Genomic DNA, 22,073 nt, shown 5'->3' on the forward strand with positions numbered 1-22,073 from the left:
AACCTGTTAAAAGGCCGACATCAGTCGGCCTTTTTTATTCAGTAGCGCAGACGCCCCTGCTTCACCAGCCATTCGCGCGCCATAAAGAGCGCACTGACGTTGCGTGCCTCGCGAAAATCGGGCTCCTCCAGCAGCGACAGCATATCGCTCAGCGGCCAGCGGTGAACAATCAGCGGCTCCGGCTCGTCACCTTCCAGCTTATCGGGATAGAGGCCTTCTGCCACCACGATATTCATTTTGCTGGAAAAGTAGGAGGGGGCCATCGTGAGCTTGCCCAGCGGCGTGAGGTGCTCAGCCCCAAAACCGACCTCTTCTTTCAGTTCCCGCACCGCCGCCTCACTCACGGTTTCGCCTGCATCAATCAGCCCTTTGGGAAACCCGAGTTCATAAGTTTCCAGTCCGACGGCATACTCCTGAATCAGGATCAGATGGTCATCAATAATGGGCACAATCATGACCGCTTCACGTTCTGACGGCTTCATCCGCTCATAGACGCGACGCGCCCCATTACTGAAGGCGAGATCGACCGATTCGACGGTAAACAGCCGCGAACGCGCCACGGCGGTGATATTGAGGATGTCAGGTTTTTTTGGAATTTTCATATCAGCCTCAAAAGTTTCTGCGCCGGCTATCAGGAACGAATTAGCATACCTAACCCCAGGCAATTGTGCGACAGTCTCACCATAACGATATCGTTACATAGATTCCGGCAATTGAATAACAGCCTTTGGTTATCAGTTAAGACTGAATTTGCATTAGTCAATATGCTGCGATAAGTTTCAGATAATACCGATATTTAATCCAGTCTGAGCCGGTTACCATTCGGACAAGGCAGGGTTTAATAAATGCTAATCAGATATTCCCTGGCACTATTTAATCGGGTGTCTGACTCCTCAGGATTATATAATCTTCCGGAATGCCTCTTCAGAAGTGAGCATCCCCCGGAGCGTACGTTTAAAGTGAAGGCAGCATTTTGGCTGAATTGAGCAGAGCATGAGCACAATCTTTATGATCCTGGCCATAGTGCTGACCTGTTCAATCCTGGCAGGTATTGGGTTCTGGTACGCTATGCGGCATCGTCCGCCGTTGGCGAAACCGCTGCCATTTATCAGTCCGCCCTGCCGTAAGCTTTCCCCTCAGGAGCGCGAGGCGGTAGACAAATATGTCACCGCACTGGCAAAACAGCCCCGCACCGCCGTGACGACCGACAAGCGCAGCGCGTCTGAACGTCTGACGCTGACCGCGCAGAGCAACAACGTCTATCCAGTGACCCGCGCCATTACCCGCTACGGCCTCTCAACGGACGATCCCCATAAATGGCGTTACTATCTGGATGAAGTCGAAGTTCATCTGCCGCCGCTGTGGGAGCAGTACATCACCGACGAAAACTACGTCGAGTTAATCCGCACCCAATCCATTCCGCTGGTGATTTCGCTCAACGGCCATTCGCTGGTGGATTACGCGGTGGATCAGCAGTCCCTGCCGACGCTGATGCGTCCGGTGTCGACCAACGCCTCGATCCGCAAAGCAGAAACGGAAAACGTTGAACTGCTGCAGGTGCGTAAAGAGACCCCGGAAGAGTATCGCCTGTCGCGGCCAGACGGCACGCGTGAAGGGGTGATCATCTCGCTTGCCTTCTTACTGTTCTTCTTCAGTCTGCTGGTGCCCACGACTCTGATGATCTGGCTGGTGCTGGCCGGTGCGGGAATGATCGCCGCCAGCCTGTGGCTGCTCTATCGCATTCCGGGTGAGCGCGGCCTGCGTGACATCCACTGCCTGCGCGGCGCGCCGAAGCGCTGGGGTCTGTTCAGCGAATCGAACCAGGAGCAGAGCAACATCACGCTGGGAATTATCGATCTCGCCTATCCGGCGCACTGGCAGCCCTATGTCGCGCACGACCTCGGTCAGGTGACCGACGTGGAGATCTACCTTAACCGTCAGGTGGTGCGTCAGGGCCGCTTTTTATCCCTGCAGGATGAGGTCAAAAATTTCCCGATTCAGCGCTGGCGGAAAAATGTGGTGCTGGCCTGCGGCTCGCTGCTGGTGCTGACCCTGCTGGTTACCTGGATCCCGCTCGGGATGCCGATCAAGCTCAGTCTCGCCTGGGCCAGAGGCACCGACAGCCTGGAGGTCAACAGCGTCGATAAACTCAGCAGCGTGGCCCTGAATATTGGTGACAGCCTGAAGGTGAGCGGTACCGGCATGTGTTCAGTGCCGGATAACTACCAGAGCAATCGGAATTACGCCTTTATGCCGTTCGACTGCTCGGCCATCTACTGGAATAACGCGAAGCCGTTGCCGCAGCCGCAATCTGACATTATTGATAAAGCCGCTGCCCTGCTGGATACCACGACCCGGCAGCTGCACCCGGAAACCAATACCGATCCCAAACTGAACCCGCAGCTGGCGTCAGCGATCCAGAAGTCCGGCATGATTCTGCTGGATGACTTCTCCGATCTGGTCATGAAGACCCAGGATCTCTGTAATCAGCCGCAGGATTGCGTGCGCCTGAAAAACGCGCTGGTAAACCTGGGCAACGCCAAAGACTGGGAGGCGCTGATGCGCCGCGCCGACTCCGGCCAGCTAAACGGCATGAATGTGCTGCTGCGACCGGTCAGTGCGGAAGCGCTGGAGAACCTGGTGAATACCGCCACCTCGACCTTCTTTTTCCGCGAAACCCGCCGTGCGGCTGAAAACCTCAACAGCCCGCCGCCGGGAGGATTCCTGATCGTCAGTGACGAGGGGCGCCAGCTGGTCAGTCAGCCTCAGCCTGCCGTGTCACTGTTCGATCTCGATCCGCCCGCTCAGTGGCATGAGCTGCAGCGCATCTCCGCCATGCTGCTGCATACACCATTCAGCGCCAGCGGCATCATCACCAGCATCACCACCGATGCCAACGGCACGCGTCACATCGCGCTGCACAATGAACCCGATGCTATGGCGCAGTGGCGCTATCTCGGCACCGTACTGCTGCTGATGGTGCTGCTGGCCTGCGGCGTGATCAACGGACTGCTGGCTCTGCGCCGCATGCACCGTAATCGCCAGCGCATGATCGACATCCAGCTCTATTACGACAAGTGTTTCAACCATAACCTCAGCACTTTGCAGAGCGTGCGCTCGATATTCTGAGCCCTGCCCTTCTGTGCTACCCTGTCGCCCGGTTTTTTTACAGGGTGAGAGCCACGATGCTCAACTGGTCTGAAATTGACACCGTGCTGCTCGACATGGATGGCACGCTGCTGGATCTGGCGTTTGATCGTCATTTCTGGCTGGAGCATGTGCCCGCGGTGCTCAGCCAGCAGCGCGGCATCACCCTGGCTGACGCTGACCGGATCATCACGGAAAAGTATCAGGCCGTCGCCCATACGCTAAACTGGTATTGTCTGGATTACTGGGCAGAGGCGCTGGCGCTGGACATTCGTGCCATGACCTGGGCGATGCGCAGCCGGGTCGCACTGCGTGACGACACCCTGCCCTTTTTGCAGGCGCTGCGTCGCGCTGGCAAGCGCACCATCCTGCTGACCAACGCGCATCCCTATAATCTCGACGTCAAACTGGCGCAGACAGGTTTAGCGCCACACCTTGATTTATTACTTTCCACCCATACCTTTGGGTATCCGAAAGAAGACCCGCGTCTGTGGCAGGCGGTACAACAGCACACCGGCTTTTCTGCGCCGCGCACGCTGTTTATCGACGACAGCGAAGTGATTCTGGATGCTGCGGCGTCATGGGGCATCGGCTGGTGCTTAGGCGTAAAAAATCCCGATTCGGGTCGTCCTGAGCAAATCTTTCAGCGTCACCGCGCCACCGGCGACTACCGGACGCTGATCTGAGTCAGGAGCAGCAATGAAAGAGAAAAGCAGCGAAGAGGTTCGCCTCGACAAATGGCTGTGGGCTGCGCGCTTTTACAAAACCCGGGCGATTGCGCGGGAGATGATTGAAGGCGGCAAAGTGCACTACAACGGTCAGCGCAGTAAACCCGGCAAGATCGTCGAGCTGAATGCGGAACTGACCGTGCGTCAGGGCAACGATGAACGCACCGTGGTGGTGGCGAATATCAGCGCTCAGCGCCGCCCCGCCAGCGAGGCACAGCAGCTCTACCGCGAAACCGATGCCAGTATTGAGAAACGCGAAAAAATGGCGCAGGCACGCAAACTGAATGCGCTGACTATGCCCCATCCCGATCGGCGACCTGACAAAAAAGAGCGTCGCGATTTGATGAAGTTTAAATTATCGGGCGATGAGTAATGCCGTCTTCGCGGACGCGCCATCGCCCCGTTCCAGTGAGAGAAAAAATATGTCAGTCCAGGATCAACTGCACCGTTATCTGTTTGAAAATGCCGCTGTGCGCGGCGAGCTGGTGAACGTCTCCGACACCTGGCGTGAAACCGTGAAGAACCACGACTATCCGGCTCCGGTTAAGACGCTGCTGGGTGAGATGCTGGTCGCCACCAGCCTGCTGACCGCCACGCTGAAGTTTGACGGTGAAATTACCGTGCAGCTGCAGGGTGACGGTCCGCTCTCTCTGGCGGTGATCAACGGCAACAACAATCAGGAGCTGCGTGGCGTGGCGCGCATTAAAGGCGACATCCCGGCCGACAGCACCCTGAAAAGCATGGTGGGCAACGGCTACCTGGTGATCACCATTTCTCCTGAAAAAGGTGAACGCTATCAGGGCGTGGTGGGACTGGAAGGTGAAACGCTGGCGGAATGCCTGGAAGATTACTTCATGCGTTCTGAGCAGCTGCCTACGCGGCTGTTTATCCGCACCAGTGACCAGGGTGCCGCTGGTATCCTGCTGCAGGTTCTGCCGGCACAGGAGACAGAGAAAGAGGCGTTCGACCACCTGGCGACCCTGACGGAAACCATCAAAACCGACGAGCTGATCACCCTGCCGGCCAATGAGGTGCTGTGGCGTCTCTACCATCAGGAAGAGGTCACCCTCTATGATCCGCAGCCGGTCATCTACAAATGCACCTGTTCGCGTGAACGCTGTGGTGAAGTGCTGACCACGCTGCCGAAGGAAGAGGTGGATGAGATCATCGCGGAAGATGGCAAAATTGACATGCACTGCGACTACTGCGGTTCAGACTACGTGTTTGACGCAGTCGATATCGCGGCGATTCGCAGCCATTCTCACGGGAATGACGAGCGTCTGCACTGATTCACCGGGCGGCGTCTGCCGCCCCGTTTTCCTCTCCCCCTCCTATCCCCATAATTTCTCAGACAAATTATCTTTTTTTACTTTCATAACATCTTTAAAACGTTCGAAACATAGCCTTAACGCGCCCTGAGTCGCATTTTTAGATCGCTGCCCTTTTTCCCTCAACGCAGAAGAGTAAACTGCGCGCGATCGTGCAGCCGCCCGGAAGGCAGAGGCAGAAGCCCTGATAAGCCTGGTTGTGCCTGCAGGCTGAGGTGACGACGCGCTGTGACTTTTCAGTGCGTCGTCGCATCAGTGCAACAGCCGGCCGTACGATCCCAACCTATCTCTGCTTTGCAGAACAGACACCGATTTAAGGAGCAGTAAAATGCGCGTTAACGGCCTGACCTCGCAAGACCTTGCCGCTTTGGGCATCGTGGATACCACGGAAGTGGTTTACAACCCTGATTACGACACGCTCTTTCAGGAAGAGACGCGCCCGGACCTCGAAGGTTTTGCACGTGGCACCCTGACGCAGAGCGGTGCGATTGCAGTAGACACCGGGATTTTCACCGGGCGATCGCCAAAGGATAAGTACATTGTGCGTGACGACACCACGCGCGATACCCTGTGGTGGAACGACCAGGGCACCGGCAAAAATGACAACCAGCCCCTGTCGCAGGAGACCTGGAACGCACTGAAAAGCTGCGTCACCCGGCAGCTCTCCGGCAAGCGCCTGTTTGTCGTGGATGCCTTCTGCGGTGCCAATGCTGACTCCCGTCTGAGCGTGCGTTTTGTCACCGAAGTGGCCTGGCAGGCCCACTTCGTCAAAAATATGTTCATCCAGCCGACCGACGCTGAGCTGGCCGACTTCACGCCCGATTTTGTGGTGATGAACGGCGCGAAATGCACCAACCCGGACTGGCAGGCGCAGGGTCTGCACTCTGAGAACTTTGTCGCCTTCAATCTGACGGAACGCATGCAGCTGATTGGTGGCACCTGGTACGGCGGCGAGATGAAGAAAGGTCTGTTCGCCATCATGAACTACCTGCTGCCGCTGAAAGGCATCGCTTCGATGCACTGCTCTGCCAACGTTGGCAAAGCGGGCGACGTGGCGGTCTTCTTTGGCCTGTCGGGCACCGGGAAAACCACTCTCTCGACCGATCCTGACCGCCAGCTGATTGGCGATGATGAACATGGCTGGGACGATGACGGCGTGTTTAACTTCGAGGGCGGCTGCTACGCCAAAACCATCAACCTCTCAGAGCAGGCTGAGCCGGAGATCTACCGCGCCATTCGCCGTAATGCGCTGCTGGAGAATGTGGTGGTACGCGAAGATGGCAGCGTGGATTACGCCGACGGCAGCAAAACCGAAAACACCCGCGTCTCTTACCCGATCAATCACATCGACAACATCGTGCAGCCGGTCTCAAAAGCGGGCCATGCGAAGAAGGTGATTTTCCTGACCGCCGATGCGTTTGGGGTGCTGCCACCGGTTTCCCGTCTGACGCCGGAGCAGACGCAGTATCATTTCCTGTCCGGTTTTACCGCCAAACTGGCCGGAACCGAGCGTGGCGTGACTGAGCCAACACCGACTTTCTCTGCCTGTTTTGGCGCGGCATTCCTGACGCTGCACCCGACGCAGTATGCCGAAGTGCTGGTGAAGCGGATGGAGGCGTCCGGTGCGCAGGCGTATCTGGTCAATACCGGCTGGAACGGCAGCGGCAAGCGCATCTCGCTGAAGAATACCCGTGCCATCATCAACGCGATCCTGGCGGGTGAACTGGATGATGCGCCGGTAGAAACCCTGCCGATCTTCAATCTGCAGATGCCGGTGACACTGGGTGAGCTGGACAGTGAGACGCTCGATCCGCGTCGCAGCTGGGAGAGTGAAGAGAAGTGGACCGCCGCCGCCGAAGGGCTGGCGCAGCGCTTTATTGATAACTTCGATAAGTACACCGATAACGCAGCCGGTGCGGCGCTGGTAAAAGCGGGCCCGCAACGCTGACGGAACGGGCGCGGCAGTCACTCTGCCGCGCCGGTTTTATCCGCCTGAGACGCTGTTGCTGCCGTTGTTATGGCTCAGCGCCATATTTTCCGTTAACGGCAACCAGGCGCGAATACGCAATCCCCCGCGCTCGCTCTCGCCAATCTCCAGCGACCCCTGATGCGCATCAATAATACGCTGTACAATCGCCAGGCCGAGACCGGTTCCGCTGGTGCTGCGGGCACTGTCGCCGCGCACAAACGGCTGGAAGAGATGCGCCAGCTGATCGGGCTTAATACCCGGCCCGTCATCTTCCACCTGAAACCAGGCGCGATGCAGTTCCCGTCCGCTGCTGACTTTAATCCAGCCATTGCCGTATCGCGCGGCGTTGACCACCAGGTTAGCCAGTGCGCGCTTGATCGACAGCGGGTTGATATCCAGCATTAACTCTTCCGGCATCACCGCATTTTCGATCTCACGTTCGTAGCCACTCTCTGCGGCCACCACCTCGCCCAGCACGCTGTTCAGGTCGGCGCGCTCGGTCTGCATCTCCTGACCGGTGCGCAGGTAGTCGATGAACTGTTCGATGATGGCGTTGCACTCTTCGATATCTTTGTTAATCGATTCGGCCAGATAGCCATCCTGCTCGCTCATCATCTCGGTGGCGAGACGAATACGGGTCAGCGGCGTGCGCAGGTCGTGACTGACCCCCGCCATGAGCAGCGTGCGGTCATCCGCCAGCTGTTTTACCCCGGCCGCCATCTGGTTAAAGGCCCGGGTCACCGAGCGAACCTCGGACGCGCCATACTCGCGCAGCGGCGGCGGAATAATCCCGCGTCCGACCTGCAGAGCGGCGTGCTCCAGATCCACCAGCGGCCGGTTCTGGATGCGGATAAACAGCCAGGCGCCGCCAATCGCCAGCAGCATTATCGCCAGGGTATAGCGGAACAGCGGCGAGAAGTCGCCCTGATGGATTTCCGTCAGGGGCACCCGCACCCAGATATCAGGCGACAGCCAGGTTTTCAGCCAGACCACAGGCGAGTTTTTGTTGACCTCGACCCGCACATCGGTGGGCCCGCCCAGCTGCTGCCCCATCTGTTCACTCAGGAATTCGTAGTGCTGCGCCCAACGCAATCCGCTCTCCTCTGCTGCTGCATTGGTGTAGAGCGAGATCCCCAGTTCGCGGTAGATTTCCCGGCGAAACGCCGGAGGCACTTCCAGCTGCGTACCATCCTCCAGCTGCAGCCGGTCGGTCATCAGCATACGTACTTCGTATGCCAGCACCTTATTGAACTGCTGCAGGCTGGGAAGGATGGCAAAGTTCAGCACCACCAGATAGGTCGTGACCAGGCTGACAAACAGCAGGGTCACGATCAGCAGCAGGGTGCGCGCAAACGAACTGCGTGGCGAGAAGCGCAGTCGCCTCATGCTTTACTGCCGTCCGGCACGAAGACGTAGCCCAGACCCCAGACGGTCTGAATGTAGCGTGGATGTGCCGGGTCCTCTTCCACCATGCGACGCAGGCGGGAGATCTGAACGTCAATCGAACGCTCCATGGCACTGTATTCACGGCCACGCGCCAGGTTCATCAGCTTGTCGCGCGACAGCGGCTCACGCGGGTGGCTCACCAGGGCTTTCAGCACGGCGAACTCACCGCTGGTCAGCGGCATCGGCTCATCTTCACGGAACATCTCGCGGGTGCCGAGGTTAAGTTTGAATTTACCAAAGGCGATAATCGCCTCTTCCTGCGACGGTGCGCCGGGCAGTTCATTGGCCTGACGACGCAGCACCGCGCGGATACGCGCCAGCAGTTCGCGCGGGTTAAAGGGTTTAGGAATGTAGTCGTCCGCGCCGATCTCCAGCCCGACGATACGATCGACCTCTTCACCCTTGGCCGTCACCATAATGATAGGCATCGGGTTGCTCTGACTGCGCAGACGACGGCAGATAGAGAGGCCATCTTCACCTGGCAGCATCAGGTCGAGCACCATCAGATGAAAGGATTCACGGGTTAACAGACGATCCATCTGCTCGGCATTAGCGACACTGCGCACCTGAAAGCCCTGCTCGGTGAGATAGCGTTCAAGCAGAGCACGCAGACGCATATCATCATCGACGACCAGAATTTTGTAGTTCTCTTGCATTTTCAACTCCCAAAGGCGCTATTGCCTGAGCCAACATTGTTAAAAAAAGATGCCTTATAGTGACAGTCATTAATGGTTTATATTCTAGCCAAAATTGTTACAAAGCATATTAAACAGGAGCTTATATTTAATTTCGGGCCAATTTCGGGGCCAGGCTCACCCTTTTTACCGGCGACAGGGCAGGATACGGCAAATCTGAAAAAACGGCCCTGTTTCTCAGAATCGCTGGCGTCAGAAGCGGACCGGCATTTATTCGATTAAGAAATTCAGCGGCTTAGCAGTTAATTTGGCTTAAAACGGAGTCATCATTATGGATAAGCTCCAGATAATCTACCCTGCCCGCATTCAGACAGCATAATATTCCAGCAAAAGCGTCCGGGACGCCATCCTCATCTCGGATTAATTTCAGTGCTTCTCACAGCAAGGCCAGTTGAAATTAAAGTCACATAAATCAATCAGTAAAGCCAACTTTTCGCCTTCTCCGTTTTCAACCAGACTGCTCAGGCACCATTCGACGTCTCAACGGGGATTACACAATGAAAAAAACGATTTTACTGCTGAGCGCGCTGGCATTAGGCAGCGTTAGCCCAGGTTATGCTGCCACAGCGACCGGTGAAGCGGCCGGTGCAGCGGCAACCTCAACCGCTAAAGGTAACTCTGACGCCATTGGCGTTGGCGCAGTCGCGGCCCTGCTGGGCGTTGCGCTGGCTACCATGGGCGGCGGCGGCGGTGACGGACATGGCACCGGCACCTCGACCACCACGGCGACTCACGCCGGAAAATAAGTCTGTTTTATTGGCCAGCGTCCTGTGACTGGCTCCAGATTACGCTTCAGCAGCACCCCTTTCGCCGCCGGGGAAGTCAACGCGGGTTTTTAGCTTTAAAAACCCCTTCCCCGACTCTTTTTTGCCGCGCCCTGTTTGCCTTACACTGTTTCTCTTTTGATTTGGCTGGCCGGATTAGCATGAAAACCCGACTGATTACCCGCGAAGGCTTCGATAAGCTGAAAGCGGAACTCGACTACCTCTGGCGTGAAGAGCGACCGGAAGTGACCAAAAAGGTGACCTGGGCTGCCAGCCTTGGCGATCGCAGTGAAAATGCCGACTATCAGTACAACAAGAAACGGCTGCGGGAAATTGACCGTCGCGTTCGCTACCTGACCAAAAGTCTTGAGCAGCTGCGCATCGTTGACTACTCGCCCCAGCAGGATGGCAAAGTCTTCTTCGGTGCCTGGGTGGAAATTGAAAACGATGCGGGTGACCTCAAACGCTTCCGCATCGTGGGCTACGATGAGATTTTTGGCCGCAAGGATTACATCTCCATCGACTCGCCGATGGCGCGGGCACTGCTGAAAAAAGAGGTGGGCGATGCCGCCACCGTCGAGACGCCAGTGGGTCCGGCGCTCTGGTATGTCAACGCGATTGACTACCCGCAATAACGTTTCAGATTATGGCTGAAAGCCGCCCGCGTCTCTGGCAATTTTGACCATCAATCCGTATAACTGTCCGCTATTTCTCAACCCGGAAAGCAAGACAGTCCTGATGATGAACGTTCTGAGCCAGATAATAGCCAGTGAGCTGCAGGCGCGTCCCGAACAGGTTGACGCCGCCGTTCGCCTGCTGGATGAAGGGAATACCGTGCCGTTTATCGCACGCTATCGTAAAGAGGTCACCGGCGGGCTGGATGATACCCAACTGCGCCAGCTGGAAACCCGCCTCAGCTATCTGCGTGAACTTGAAGAGCGACGCCAGTCGATTCTGAAGTCGATTGACGAGCAGGGAAAACTCACCGACGACCTCGCCCGCGCGATCAACACCACCCTCAGCAAAACCGAGCTGGAAGACCTCTACCTGCCCTACAAACAGAAGCGCCGTACGCGTGGACAGATCGCGATTGAAGCGGGTCTTGAGCCGCTGGCGGACACCTTGTGGCAGGATCCGTCTCACACCCCTGAGCAGCTGGCTGCACAATATGTCGATGCCGACAAAGGGGTGGCTGACGTGCGTGCCGCGCTGGATGGCGCCCGCTACATTCTGATGGAGCGTTTCGCTGAAGATGCGGCGCTGCTGGCGAAAGTGCGTAACTATCTGTGGAAAAATGCCCACCTGGTGTCGCGCGTGGTGGAAGGGAAAGAGGAAGCGGGCGCGAAGTTCCGTGACTACTTTGACCACCATGAAGCGCTGAGCAGCGTGCCGTCACACCGTGCACTGGCGATGCTGCGCGGCCGTAACGAAGGCGTTCTGCAACTCTCGCTGAATGCCGACCCGCAGTTTGATGAAGCGCCGCGTGAAAGCCACGGCGAAACGCTGATTGCGGAACACCTGAACCTGCGTCTGAACAACGCCCCGGCAGACAGCTGGCGTAAAGCGGTCGTGAGCTGGACATGGCGCATCAAAGTGATGCTGCATCTGGAAACCGAGCTGATGGGCACGGTGCGCGAACGCGCAGAAGATGAAGCGATCAACGTGTTTGCCCGTAACCTGCACGATCTGCTGATGGCCGCGCCTGCGGGCATGCGGGCCACCATGGGACTGGACCCGGGCCTGCGCACCGGCGTTAAGGTCGCCGTCGTTGATGCCACCGGCAAGGTGGTCGCGACCGATACCGTCTATCCGCACACCGGTCAGGCCGCGAAAGCCGCCGCCGCCGTTGCGGCCCTCTGCGTTAAGCATCAGGTGGAGCTGGTGGCGATTGGTAACGGTACCGCATCCCGCGAAACCGAGCGCTTTTTCCTCGATCTGCAGAAGCAGTTCCCGCAGGTCACGGCGCAGAAAGTGATTGTCAGTGAGGCGGGCGCGTCCGTCTACTCCGCCTCTGAACTGGCGGCGCAGGAGTTCCCGGATCTGGATGTCTCTCTGCGCGGCGCGGTGTCGATTGCCCGACGTCTGCAGGACCCGCTGGCTGAGCTGGTGAAAATCGATCCGAAATCGATCGGTGTCGGTCAGTATCAGCATGATGTCAGCCAGAGCCAGCTGGCGAAGAAACTCGACGCGGTGGTGGAAGACTGTGTGAACGCCGTCGGCGTGGATCTGAATACCGCCTCGGTGCCGCTGCTGACCCGCGTCGCGGGCCTGACGCGCATGATGGCGCAGAACATTGTCGGCTGGCGGGATGAAAATGGCCGCTTCCGCAACCGCCAGCAGCTGCTGAAAGTGAGTCGCCTGGGACCAAAAGCCTTTGAACAGTGCGCGGGCTTCCTGCGTATCAATCACGGCGATAACCCGCTCGACGCCTCAACGGTCCACCCGGAAGCCTATCCGGTGGTCGAGCGCATTCTGGCCGCTACCGAGCAGGCGCTGAGCGACCTGATGGGTAATGCGGGCAGCCTGCGCAATCTCAGCCCGCGCGATTTCATCGATGACCGTTTTGGTCTGCCGACCGTAACCGACATCATGAAAGAGCTGGAGAAGCCGGGCCGCGATCCGCGTCCTGAGTTTAAGACGGCGCAGTTTGCCGAAGGCGTCGAGACGCTGAGCGACCTGATGCCGGGCCTGATTCTGGAAGGCAGCGTTACCAACGTCACCAACTTCGGGGCGTTTGTGGACATCGGCGTGCATCAGGATGGCCTGGTGCATATCTCCTCGCTCTCTGACCGCTTTGTGGAAGATCCTCATCAGGTGGTAAAAGCGGGCGATATCGTCAAAGTCAAAGTGATGGAAGTCGATCTGCAGCGCAAACGTATTGCCCTGACCATGCGTCTCGATGAGCAGCCCGGCGAAGGCAATGCACGTGGCGGCGCGAAAAATGGCGCGCCGCGTGACGAGAAACGTCCGGCTGCCGCGAAAGGCCGTCCGCGTCCGGTCAGCGCCTCTGCGGGTAACAGCGCGATGGGTGATGCCCTGGCCGCCGCGTTCGGTAAAAAACGCTAAGCTTATCAGGGGGCCGCACGCTGGCCCCCTGTTCCCGCCACTTTCCCCGGTTGAAAATCCCCGCCATAACGCTACGCTAAAAAGACGCCTGTCATAAAAACAACATCTGCTGTGGCATCCAACTCACGATGGAAACGATCACCGATCTGATTGATAAGATTTATGCCGGCACCTTTCCCCAGGCTACCCTGACGCGCCTGCTGAGTGAGATCGCCACCGCCCGCGACGCCATCAAGCTGCCGCGCAAGGCGCACTGGGACGAGCAGGATGTGGTGCTCATCACCTATGCCGATCAGTTTCGGGAAACCGGCAAGCCCACGCTCACGACCTTTTCCCGCTTCTATCAGCAGCATCTGCAATCCCTCTTTCCGCTGGTTCACCTGCTGCCTTTCTTTCCCTGGTCGTCTGACGACGGCTTTTCTGTCATTGATTACCATCAGGTTGATCCGCTGTGCGGTGACTGGCAGGATGTTGCCCGCCTGCATCAGGAAACCCGGCTGATGTTCGATTTTGTCTGCAACCATATGTCGTCGCGGAGCGCCTGGTTCCGTCACTTTCTGGCGCAGGACCCCGGCTGGGACGATTTCTTTATCAGCATGCCGCCCGCCACTGACCTCAGCGCCGTCACCCGTCCGCGAACTTCGCCGCTGCTGACCCCTTTTCAGATGGCCGATGGCGACACCCGCTTTATCTGGACCACCTTCAGCGCCGATCAGATCGACCTGAACTTTGCCAATCCTGAGGTGCTGCTGCGCATGGTCGGGGTCCTGCTTGACTACCTGATACGCGGCGCGGACTACGTGCGGCTCGATGCGGTCGGCTACATGTGGAAAACGCCCGGCACGCGCTGTATTCACCTGGAAAAAACCCATCAGCTGGTGAAGCTCTTTCGCGCGATTGCCGACCAGGTCGCCCCTGGCACGGTGATTATCACGGAGACCAACGTGCCACATCGGGACAACATCAGTTACCTGGGCAACGGCCACGATGAGGCGCAGATGGTTTATCAGTTTTCGCTGCCGCCGCTGGTGCTGCATGCGATTCATACCGGCTCGGCGCGCGCGCTGCGGCAGTGGGCCAGCTCGCTGGATCTCAGCAGCAATGACACCACCTTTTTTAACTTTCTGGCGTCCCACGATGGTATCGGCCTGAATCCGGCGCGCGGAATTTTGTCGGAGGTGGAGATCGTGGCGCTGGTGCGCGACCTGGCACTGGAGGGTGCGCTGGTCTCCTACAAAAATAATCCGGACGGCACCACCAGCCCCTATGAAATCAACGTCACCTATCTGGATGCGTTAAACCGTGAGGCGGACGACGACGCCACGCGGCTGAAACGTTTTTTACTGGCCCATGCCATTCTGCTGGTGTTCCCTGGCGTGCCGGCCATCTATATCCAGAGCATTGTGGGCGGGCGAAATGATTACGATGGGGTACGTGCCGCCGGACACAACCGGGCGATTAATCGCCAGAAGTATGATCTGCAGACGATAGAAGCGGCGCTGGCGGGGGAAGAGTGGCTGCGTCAGCAGATCTATACCCGGCTCGGTCAGCTGATCCAGCTGCGCCGTCGCCAGCCTGCTTTTCATCCCGATAATCCGATGACGATCTCAGAGAGCGAAAATGCCCTGCTGGTGCTCAGACGTCATTCGCCGGACAGCGATGAAGGATTGCTCTGCGTGTTTAATCTCAGTGGACGGCCGGTGGAGACACCGCTACCGGAGGCACGTATGTGGCAGGATCTGATAAGCGGAGAGAAGATGGATGGCACCCAGCCGGTTAAGCTGGATGCCTGGCAGTTCATGTGGCTACGCTGATTACTTGTAGACTTCAGCGGTGGCGCTGAATTTACCGTGTTCGCGACCCGCGATCACCAGGTAGTATTTACCGCCTTTCTCGTCAGCAAGCTGAGACAGCACTTTTTTAGCATCCATTGGCGAGGTGGTTTCCGCTGTGGTGTTAACAGTGCCAATCTTCTGCAGGTTCATTGATTTAACTTCTTCTTTGGTGACTTCTTTCGCTGCCATCGCAGAAAATGAAATCGCGCCCATCATCATTGAAGCCACAACCCATTTAAAAACCTTCATTATGTTTACCCTCATTCATGATCCATTGTGAGATGTAAGCAGCCGCTAAACGCGTAAGGCAGTATGGAACGGCATAGTCATTTCCGTGACTAATCACATAAATTTGCAGCGGCCTTGCTCACAGAGAGAAGTATTGCTGCTGCCAGCGATTTTGCCAACTTAAAGCCTCATTATCCCGGCAAATCACTGATAAAGTTAATAATATGCTGACAAAAGATGTCTGGATGGGAAATAAAAGGTGCATGTGCTGCCTTATCGATAACGACTGAAGGCGAGGCTGGCAACATTTCATCAATCTCTGCAGCAATCCGGCGCGGCACCAGCCCATCGAGTGCGCCATAGAGACGCAGGAACGGCAGCCCGATCTGCGGTAACGCGCTGCGCAGATCGACCTGACGCAGAATCTCCAGTCCGCCATCCAGCACCGCCACTTCCGGCATCGGTTGCGACAGCACCACCTCTTTCAGCTGCCGTGCATCGGCGCGCGCCGTTTCGGTGCCCAGCGTCTGCAGCGCCAGAAAGCGCTCCACCGTGCGCTGAAAATCGTTGCTGAGCATCTGCTGAAAGTTCTGCAGCGTCTCGGGTTTAATGCCGGGCCAGTGCTCTGTGGCGGTGAAACAGGGCGACGACGCGACGGTGATCAGGGCACCCAATCTGTCTGGCGCGGTCAGCGCCAGCTGCGTTGCCACCAGTCCGCCCAGAGACCACCCCATGACGATCGCCTGTGCGGGCAGCGCAGGCAGCAGCGCCTCTGCCATCTGTGTCAGCGTCAGGGCACCCGCATTCTGACTGCGGCCATAGCCCGGCAGATCGACCAGATGCAGGCGGTAATGCGGGCTGAGTCGCGGAATAATGCTTTGCCAGACTTCGGCATTCAGCCCCCATCCGTGCAGCAGCACAAGATCGCGTTTTCCTTCTCCGCAGGTGTGCCAGTAGAGCGACGTCATCAGTTACTATCCCGAAAATGATAAGGAGGTCGCTATGCTAGCAATGCCTGCCCTGTGTTGGCTATGCCAGATGCCGTTACAGATCGCCCGTCACGGTCTGTGCAGCTTATGTCTGCGTGAATTACCGCCGCTGCCCCTGCTCTGTCCACGCTGCGGGTTACCCGCCGGGACGACGCGGGTCGCCTGTGGCCGCTGCCAGCGCAAACCGCCCGCCTGGCAGGCGCTGGTCTGCGTCAATGACTATCGCCCGCCGTTCAGTGAGTGGGTTAATCAGCTTAAGTTTTCTCATATAACCGCACTCAGGGTGATGCTAGCGCGGCTGCTTTTGCTAAGCTGGCTGGATGTCTGGCGGCACGGTCGTGTGGTGCGTCCCGACCTGCTGCTGCCGGTGCCGCTGCACTGGCGGCGACGCTGGCGGCGCGGTTACAACCAGAGCGCCCTGCTGGCCGCCCCGCTGGCGCACTGGCTGCGGTGCGAATGGCGTGACGGCCTCTCCCGCCAGCGAAGGGGAGCATTGCAGCATCAGCTCACTGCCCGCCAGCGCCGCACTAACTTACGGGATGCCTTCCGCCTTGAAATGGCGGTACAGGGTCGCCATATCGCCCTGCTGGATGACGTCATCACCACCGGCAGTACGGTCGACGAAATCAGTCGTCTGTTACTGGCGCAGGGCGCGGCCAGCGTGCAGGTCTGGTGCCTGTGCCGTACCTTGTAGAGCGTCATTGATGGGCGTATTATAACCAACTAAATTAGTCAACTATTGAGCAATCGACATGATCCGAATTACTGACTCTGCCCAGGAACATTTTTCTAAACTGCTATCCAAACAAGAAGATGGCACCCAGATTCGCGTATTCGTGATTAACCCGGGTACGCCAACAGCGGAGTGCGGCGTCTCTTACTGTCCGCCTGATGCCGTTGAAGCGACTGACACCGAGCTGAAGTTCGAAAAGCTCTCTGCGTATGTTGATGAACTGAGCAAACCTTATCTGGAAGATGCGGAAATCGACTTCGTGACCGACAATCTCGGCTCACAGCTGACGCTGAAAGCGCCGAACGCCAAAATGCGGAAGGTGTCTGACGATGCGCCGATGGTAGAGCGCGTGGAGTATCTGCTGCAGGCGCAGATCAACCCACAGCTGGCCGGTCACGGCGGACGCGTGTCACTGATGGAGATCACCGATGACGGTTACGCCATTCTGCAGTTTGGCGGCGGCTGTAACGGCTGTTCGATGATCGACGTCACCCTGAAAGATGGTATCGAGAAAGAGCTGCTGGCTGCCTTCCCGGAACTGAAAGGCGTGCGGGATATTACCGAGCATCAGCGCGGCGAACACTCCTTCTACTGATGTTAACGCACAGGATAAGAGCGCGGCAGTCAGACTGCCGCGCTCTTGTTACTTCTCTTTCCTGCCTGACTGACGCTGCTGGCTGACCACCTTCAGCAGTGCATTCACTTCCCTGTCGGCAAAGATCGCCTCCAGCGTTTTGCTCAGCTTACGCCGCCAGTTGGGATATTGATCTACCGTGCCCGGCACGTTGACCGGCGTGGTCATGCCGAGCCAGTCCTCCGGTTGCAGCCCCAGCAGCGCACTGTCGGTGTCGGCCAGAAAACGGTGGATTGCCCGGTTCAGTGCAGGCGTCATCGCCAGCTTCTCCGCCTTTTTCTGACTGCGAGCCGGCAGGGCCCCCGCCTGATGCAGGGCATCCAGCAGAGCCTGCTTCTGCGTCGCCCGCTGCTCATGCAGTGCCTTCACCGCGTCGCCCGGATAGAGGCCCAGCTTCTCGCCCAGCGCCAGGTCGCCCTGCTCCCAGAAACCGGTAAGGGTGGGCAGATCGTGCGTGCTGGCACTGGCAATCGACTGACGCGGATAGTCCTGCGGCGCGCGATAGCGCTGATCTTTCTCCTGCTCAAACCAGAGCACCTTCCATGAAAAGACGCCGCTTTTGCGCAGCAGGCTGACTATCGCCTCCGGCACGGTGCCCAGATCTTCGCCAATCACCATGCAGCGCAGCCGGTGGCTCTCCAGCGCCAGAATCCCCAGCAGATCGTCGACCGGATAGGCGACATAAGCGCCTTTATCCGCCGTCTCTCCGGCGGGCACCCACCACAGACGCAGCAGCGACATCACATGATCGATGCGTAATGCACCGCAGTCACGCATGTTGGCTCGCAGCATGTCGATAAAGGGCTGATAGCCGCGCGCCTGCATCACATGCGGGTCCATTGGCGGCAGGCCCCAGTTCTGCCCCAGCGGACCGAGGCGGTCGGGTGGTGCGCCGACAGAGGCTTTAAGGCGGTAGAGCTCCGGGTCGTGCCAGGTTTCGGCGCTGCCTTCCGCCACGCCAACCGCCAGGTCACGGTAGAGACCCACGCTCATGCCCAGCGCCTGGCTGTGCGTCCAGCAGCCCGAGAACTGCTGCTGCGCCAGCCATTGCAGCCACTGCCAGAAGGCGATCTCCTCTTCGTGCTCCCTGCACCACTGCTGCACCTCCGGCTGCTGACTGTTGCGCCACCCTTCCGGCCACGCGGGCCAGCCCCACTGTTTTGCATTCTCAGCCCGTCGGGCCTGCTGTATGCCGTCGTAGGCCGCCTGATAACGCAGGCTGTCACCGCCTTCACGCACAAACTCAGCCCAGGATTGCTGCTCGTCGCTGGCGCGCTCACGGGCCTGAAAGTGTGCCCAGGCGTGGCGCAGTGCGGCGAGCTTCAGCGCCATTACCGCTGCGTAATCGACATGCTCCGCCTCGCGGGCTTTGGCCAGCGCCTTCTGCGTTCTGGCACTTTTCCACCACTTCTGTGCCGCCGCGCTTTGCTGAAAATCGGCCACTTGTCTGACATCGATATAGATGATGTTCAGCCAGCGGCGTGACGACGGACTGTAAGGACTAGCGAAATCGGCGCTGGCGGGATAGAGCGCATGCAGCGGATTCAGCCCGACGAAATCGCCTCCGCGTGCGGCCAGCTGCACCAGCAGCTGGTCGAGATCGCCGAAGTCACCGATGCCCCAGTTCTGTTCAGACCGTACGGTATAGAGCTGCACCAGTGCGCCCCAGCGTTTCTCTCCCGCCTCCAGCGCCGGCGGCAGATAGCAGCGGCGCGGGGCAACAATGACCCGCGTCTGCCAGCTTTTCTTCCCTTTGCTGAGCGTCAGCTGGTGATACCCCTGCGCCAGCGGCGTGGGCAACGTAAAGGGTTCGCCCGCGGTTAACTCGCCGCTGAGCAATTTGCCCTTCTCTGTCTGCAGCTGCCAGCGATAGACGCCACGGCCCTGCGGCGTCAGCTGACGTTTGCCTCTGCCGCTGAAGACGGCGACCGGCGGCAGCGGCGATTTACCCGCCTCCTGCGGATCGCCCATTACCGCCAGCAGCGCACGTTTAGTTTCGTCGCTGATCGCCTCTTTCTCGCCGTTAACGTTGATGTAATCCAGTGAAATACCCGCAGCACGGGCGGCCTGATCAAGTGAATCCTGTTTCATTGCTGCTCCTTAGCGGGGTGCCTGCCAGATACGTTGCTGATAGTCACGAATGGAACGGTCCGAACTGAACATGCCGGTCCGGGCCGTGTTGAGGATGGCGGCGCGGGTCCAGCCTTCCGGGTTGCGCCACAGGGCTTCCACCCGTTGCTGCGCCTCGATGTAAGGCTGGAAATCGGCCAGCACCAGCCAGGGATCGCCGTGTTTCGTCAGGCTCTCCAGCATCAGGTCAAACGCGTGCTTGTCCCCGTCGCTGAATTTGCCCTTCTCCAGCGCTTTCAGTAAATCATCCAGCGCCTTGTTCTGCCTGCGCACCTTTTTCGGGTTGTAGCCTTTGGCCTTCAGCGTTTTCACCTCCTCCACGGTGTGACCGAAGATAAAGATATTCTCCTCGCCCACCTGCTCAGCGATTTCGACATTGGCCCCGTCCAGCGTGCCGATGGTCAGCGCGCCGTTCAGCGCCAGCTTCATGTTGCCGGTGCCCGAGGCTTCATAACCGGCGGTAGAGATCTGCTCAGAGAGGTCGGCCGCCGGGATCATCATTTCGGCGACGGTGATGCGGTAGTCGGGGAGAAAAACCACTTTCAGCCGGTCGCCGATGCGGGGATCGTTGTTCACCACCTCCGCCACCCGGTTTATCGCGTAGATAATGTTTTTCGCCAGGTAGTAACCCGGTGCGGCTTTTGCCCCGAACAGGAAGACCCGCGGCGTGAAGGTGACATCCTCCGGGTTATTACAGAGCTGCTGATAGCAGTAGAGGATATGCAGCAGGCTGAGGTGCTGGCGCTTGTACTCATGCAGTCGCTTGATCTGCACATCGAACAGGGCCGCCGGGTTGACGATAATCCCGGTGTGCCGGGCGATATAGTCGGTCAGCTGCGCTTTGTTCTGCTGCTTGATGCTGCGATAGCGCTGACGAAACGCCGGGTCATCGGCGTAAGGTTCCAGGCCGATCAGCGCGTCGAGATTGCTGGCCCATTCGGTTTTCAGCGTCTCATCAATCAGCCCGGCCAGCGCCGGATTGCACTGCTTCAGCCAGCGGCGCGGGGTAATGCCGTTGGTGACGTTATGGAATTTTTGCGGCCACAGCTGGTGATATTCCGGGAAGAGATCGCTGACCACCAGCCGGGAGTGCAGCGCCGCGACGCCGTTGACCGCAAACCCGCTGACGACGCAGAGATTCGCCATCCGCACCTGACCGTCCGCAATCACCGCCAGCTTATGCCACAGCGCTTTGTCATCCGGCCAGCGCTGTTTCACCACCTTTTTCAGCCGCTGATTGATCGTCTTGATGATCAGCAGATGGCGCGGCAGCAGCGCGCGCATCAGCTTCTCATCCCAGCGCTCCAGCGCCTCCGGCATCAGGGTGTGGTTGGTGTAAGCAAACAGCCGGCTGGTGATCTGCCACGCCTCATCCCAGCCGAGCTGGTGCTCATCCAGCAGCACGCGCAGCATCTCCGGGATGGCGATGGTGGGATGGGTATCGTTGAGCTGAATCACTTCGAAATCGGGCAGGCTGTGAATGCTGCGTCCCGCCTGATGGTGGCGGCGCAGAATATCGGCCACCGCACAGGCGCACTGAAAATATTGCTGCATCAGGCGCAGCCGCTTGCCCGCCTGATGATTGTCGTTGGGATAGAGCACTTTGGTCAGCTTTGCCGCCTCAATGCCGGGCTGCTCCGCCTGCAGAAAGTGACCGTCATTAAACGCCGTCAGGTCAAAAGGGTGCGCACTCACCGCCTGCCACAGACGCAGCGGCAGCGTGACGCCATTGCGGTAGCCGGTGACCGGCAAATCCCAGGCTTCACCGCGCAGTGTAAACCCGGGCTGCCAGCGTACCTCGCCGTTCTCCTGCTTTTCGACCCGACCGCCCATCGCCACCTCCACATCCAGCGCCGCGTTGTGGCGGAACCAGGGATAGTGCTCGCGCTGCCAGTCGTCGGGCGCCTCCTTCTGCTGGCCCGCCTGAAAAGACTGGCGGAACAGGCCGTACTGGTAGTTAAGCCCGTGACCGGTTGCAGACTGACCGACCGTGGCCATCGAATCCATGTAGCAGGCAGCCAGTCGCCCCAGTCCGCCGTTGCCGAGTGCCGGATCGACCTCCTGCTCCAGCAGCGCCGTTAAATCGAACTGCTGCTCTGCCAGCGCCGCCTGCACCTCGTCATACCAGCCGAGATTAAGCAGATTGTTGCCGGTCAGCCGGCCAATCAGAAACTCCATCGAGAGATAGTTAACGTGACGCTGCTGCTGCGCCGGACGCGGGGCCGGTTGCGCGGCCAGCAGTTCCGCCAGGGCCGCACTGACCGCCTGCCACGCCTGGTGCGGGGTCATCTGCTGAGCGGAAGAGAGGCCGAGGTGTTGCCACTGGCGGGTAAAGGCGGCGTTAAAACGGGCTTTATTGAATTTCTGCTGCGGCATATCAC

The 22,073-nt window shown here is 58.6% G+C and carries 18 protein-coding genes; 11 read left to right on the forward strand and 7 right to left on the reverse strand.

The window, feature by feature from the left end; translation table 11 throughout:
• Window positions 1-38 precede the first annotated feature (38 nt).
• The gene (nudE, locus tag AC6I7A_RS17885) at window positions 39-602 is read right to left on the reverse strand and encodes an ADP compounds hydrolase NudE (protein WP_058957850.1); all 564 of its coding nucleotides are present in this window, start codon (window positions 600-602) and stop codon (window positions 39-41) included.
• A gap of 391 nt (window positions 603-993) precedes the next feature.
• Here nudE and AC6I7A_RS17890 point away from each other — a divergent pair, with 391 nt between their 5' ends.
• From AC6I7A_RS17890 to pckA, 5 genes are all read left to right on the forward strand, one after another.
• Window positions 994-3,129: an intracellular growth attenuator family protein gene (locus AC6I7A_RS17890; RefSeq protein ID WP_058957851.1), complete on the forward strand. Its 2,136-nt coding sequence runs from the start codon at window positions 994-996 to the stop codon at window positions 3,127-3,129.
• A gap of 56 nt (window positions 3,130-3,185) precedes the next feature.
• On the forward strand, window positions 3,186-3,833 hold the full coding sequence (gene yrfG, locus AC6I7A_RS17895) for a GMP/IMP nucleotidase (RefSeq protein ID WP_009087698.1): 648 nt from the start codon (window positions 3,186-3,188) through the stop codon (window positions 3,831-3,833).
• Window positions 3,834-3,846: 13 nt separating this feature from the next.
• Complete coding sequence (gene hslR / locus AC6I7A_RS17900; protein ID WP_009087700.1) at window positions 3,847-4,248, forward strand: ribosome-associated heat shock protein Hsp15; 402 nt, start codon at window positions 3,847-3,849, stop codon at window positions 4,246-4,248.
• Between the two features lie 49 nt (window positions 4,249-4,297).
• The gene (hslO, locus tag AC6I7A_RS17905; RefSeq protein ID WP_009087701.1) at window positions 4,298-5,164 is read left to right on the forward strand and encodes an Hsp33 family molecular chaperone HslO; all 867 of its coding nucleotides are present in this window, start codon (window positions 4,298-4,300) and stop codon (window positions 5,162-5,164) included.
• Window positions 5,165-5,531: 367 nt separating this feature from the next.
• Window positions 5,532-7,151 carry a phosphoenolpyruvate carboxykinase (ATP) gene (pckA, locus tag AC6I7A_RS17910; RefSeq protein WP_009087703.1) on the forward strand — a complete coding sequence of 540 codons (1,620 nt, stop codon included), beginning with the start codon at window positions 5,532-5,534 and terminating at the stop codon, window positions 7,149-7,151.
• A 36-nt stretch (window positions 7,152-7,187) separates the two neighbouring features.
• On the opposite strand, the gene envZ is transcribed toward pckA, so the two are convergent.
• A complete protein-coding gene (gene envZ / locus AC6I7A_RS17915) occupies window positions 7,188-8,558 on the reverse strand; it encodes a two-component system sensor histidine kinase EnvZ (protein WP_009087704.1) in 1,371 nt (456 codons plus the stop codon).
• Window positions 8,555-9,274: an osmolarity response regulator transcription factor OmpR gene (gene ompR, locus AC6I7A_RS17920; RefSeq protein WP_003853014.1), complete on the reverse strand. Its 720-nt coding sequence runs from the start codon at window positions 9,272-9,274 to the stop codon at window positions 8,555-8,557. Before ompR ends, envZ begins: the two co-directional genes overlap by 4 nt.
• Window positions 9,275-9,810: 536 nt before the next feature.
• Between ompR and yjbE the strand changes: the two genes are divergently transcribed.
• The 4 genes from yjbE to AC6I7A_RS17940 all read left to right on the forward strand — a co-directional run bounded on the left by yjbE (window position 9,811) and on the right by AC6I7A_RS17940 (window position 14,957).
• Window positions 9,811-10,059 (forward strand): exopolysaccharide production protein YjbE, encoded by a 249-nt coding sequence (gene yjbE / locus AC6I7A_RS17925; protein WP_009087705.1) that lies wholly within the window; start codon window positions 9,811-9,813, stop codon window positions 10,057-10,059.
• A gap of 179 nt (window positions 10,060-10,238) precedes the next feature.
• On the forward strand, window positions 10,239-10,712 hold the full coding sequence (gene greB / locus AC6I7A_RS17930) for a transcription elongation factor GreB (protein ID WP_009087707.1): 474 nt from the start codon (window positions 10,239-10,241) through the stop codon (window positions 10,710-10,712).
• A gap of 103 nt (window positions 10,713-10,815) precedes the next feature.
• Complete coding sequence (locus AC6I7A_RS17935; RefSeq protein ID WP_058957852.1) at window positions 10,816-13,143, forward strand: Tex family protein; 2,328 nt, start codon at window positions 10,816-10,818, stop codon at window positions 13,141-13,143.
• Window positions 13,144-13,271: 128 nt separating this feature from the next.
• On the forward strand, window positions 13,272-14,957 hold the full coding sequence (locus AC6I7A_RS17940; protein ID WP_009087710.1) for an alpha-amylase family glycosyl hydrolase: 1,686 nt from the start codon (window positions 13,272-13,274) through the stop codon (window positions 14,955-14,957).
• Here AC6I7A_RS17940 and AC6I7A_RS17945 read toward each other — a convergent pair whose 3' ends face one another.
• Both AC6I7A_RS17945 and bioH read right to left on the reverse strand, forming a co-directional pair.
• Window positions 14,958-15,227 carry a YdgH/BhsA/McbA-like domain containing protein gene (locus AC6I7A_RS17945; protein ID WP_009087712.1) on the reverse strand — a complete coding sequence of 90 codons (270 nt, stop codon included), beginning with the start codon at window positions 15,225-15,227 and terminating at the stop codon, window positions 14,958-14,960.
• A gap of 170 nt (window positions 15,228-15,397) precedes the next feature.
• Entirely contained in the window at window positions 15,398-16,174 is a 777-nt protein-coding gene (bioH, locus tag AC6I7A_RS17950) for a pimeloyl-ACP methyl ester esterase BioH (protein ID WP_058957853.1), read from the reverse strand.
• Between the two features lie 34 nt (window positions 16,175-16,208).
• Between bioH and gntX the strand changes: the two genes are divergently transcribed.
• Both gntX and nfuA read left to right on the forward strand, forming a co-directional pair.
• Window positions 16,209-16,889, forward strand: a complete 681-nt coding sequence (gene gntX / locus AC6I7A_RS17955) for a DNA utilization protein GntX (RefSeq protein ID WP_033736076.1) — start codon at window positions 16,209-16,211, stop codon at window positions 16,887-16,889.
• Between the two features lie 58 nt (window positions 16,890-16,947).
• The gene (nfuA, locus tag AC6I7A_RS17960; RefSeq protein ID WP_009087718.1) at window positions 16,948-17,523 is read left to right on the forward strand and encodes a Fe-S biogenesis protein NfuA; all 576 of its coding nucleotides are present in this window, start codon (window positions 16,948-16,950) and stop codon (window positions 17,521-17,523) included.
• Between the two features lie 48 nt (window positions 17,524-17,571).
• On the opposite strand, the gene malQ is transcribed toward nfuA, so the two are convergent.
• Window positions 17,572-19,653 carry a 4-alpha-glucanotransferase gene (gene malQ, locus AC6I7A_RS17965; protein ID WP_058957854.1) on the reverse strand — a complete coding sequence of 694 codons (2,082 nt, stop codon included), beginning with the start codon at window positions 19,651-19,653 and terminating at the stop codon, window positions 17,572-17,574.
• A 9-nt stretch (window positions 19,654-19,662) separates the two neighbouring features.
• Complete coding sequence (malP, locus tag AC6I7A_RS17970) at window positions 19,663-22,068, reverse strand: maltodextrin phosphorylase (RefSeq protein WP_058957855.1); 2,406 nt, start codon at window positions 22,066-22,068, stop codon at window positions 19,663-19,665.
• Between the last annotated feature and the right edge of the window lie 5 nt (window positions 22,069-22,073).

This window comes from Type-F symbiont of Plautia stali (assembly GCF_059731105.1).

Bases quoted from the DNA above. Each gene is read 5' to 3' on its own strand.
- AC6I7A_RS17935 (WP_058957852.1), top strand. From the start codon at position 10,816: ATGATGAACGTTCTGAGCCAGATAATAGCCAGTGAGCTGCAGGCGCGT.
- bioH (WP_058957853.1), bottom strand. From the start codon at position 16,174: ATGACGTCGCTCTACTGGCACACCTGCGGAGAAGGAAAACGCGATCTT.
- hslR (WP_009087700.1), top strand. From the start codon at position 3,847: ATGAAAGAGAAAAGCAGCGAAGAGGTTCGCCTCGACAAATGGCTGTGG.
- greB (WP_009087707.1), top strand. From the start codon at position 10,239: ATGAAAACCCGACTGATTACCCGCGAAGGCTTCGATAAGCTGAAAGCG.
- malQ (WP_058957854.1), bottom strand. From the start codon at position 19,653: ATGAAACAGGATTCACTTGATCAGGCCGCCCGTGCTGCGGGTATTTCA.
- ompR (WP_003853014.1), bottom strand. From the start codon at position 9,274: ATGCAAGAGAACTACAAAATTCTGGTCGTCGATGATGATATGCGTCTG.
- AC6I7A_RS17890 (WP_058957851.1), top strand. From the start codon at position 994: ATGAGCACAATCTTTATGATCCTGGCCATAGTGCTGACCTGTTCAATC.
- AC6I7A_RS17940 (WP_009087710.1), top strand. From the start codon at position 13,272: ATGGAAACGATCACCGATCTGATTGATAAGATTTATGCCGGCACCTTT.
- nfuA (WP_009087718.1), top strand. From the start codon at position 16,948: ATGATCCGAATTACTGACTCTGCCCAGGAACATTTTTCTAAACTGCTA.
- malP (WP_058957855.1), bottom strand. From the start codon at position 22,068: ATGCCGCAGCAGAAATTCAATAAAGCCCGTTTTAACGCCGCCTTTACC.
- gntX (WP_033736076.1), top strand. From the start codon at position 16,209: ATGCTAGCAATGCCTGCCCTGTGTTGGCTATGCCAGATGCCGTTACAG.
- pckA (WP_009087703.1), top strand. From the start codon at position 5,532: ATGCGCGTTAACGGCCTGACCTCGCAAGACCTTGCCGCTTTGGGCATC.
- yjbE (WP_009087705.1), top strand. From the start codon at position 9,811: ATGAAAAAAACGATTTTACTGCTGAGCGCGCTGGCATTAGGCAGCGTT.
- nudE (WP_058957850.1), bottom strand. From the start codon at position 602: ATGAAAATTCCAAAAAAACCTGACATCCTCAATATCACCGCCGTGGCG.
- yrfG (WP_009087698.1), top strand. From the start codon at position 3,186: ATGCTCAACTGGTCTGAAATTGACACCGTGCTGCTCGACATGGATGGC.
- envZ (WP_009087704.1), bottom strand. From the start codon at position 8,558: ATGAGGCGACTGCGCTTCTCGCCACGCAGTTCGTTTGCGCGCACCCTG.
- hslO (WP_009087701.1), top strand. From the start codon at position 4,298: ATGTCAGTCCAGGATCAACTGCACCGTTATCTGTTTGAAAATGCCGCT.
- AC6I7A_RS17945 (WP_009087712.1), bottom strand. From the start codon at position 15,227: ATGAAGGTTTTTAAATGGGTTGTGGCTTCAATGATGATGGGCGCGATT.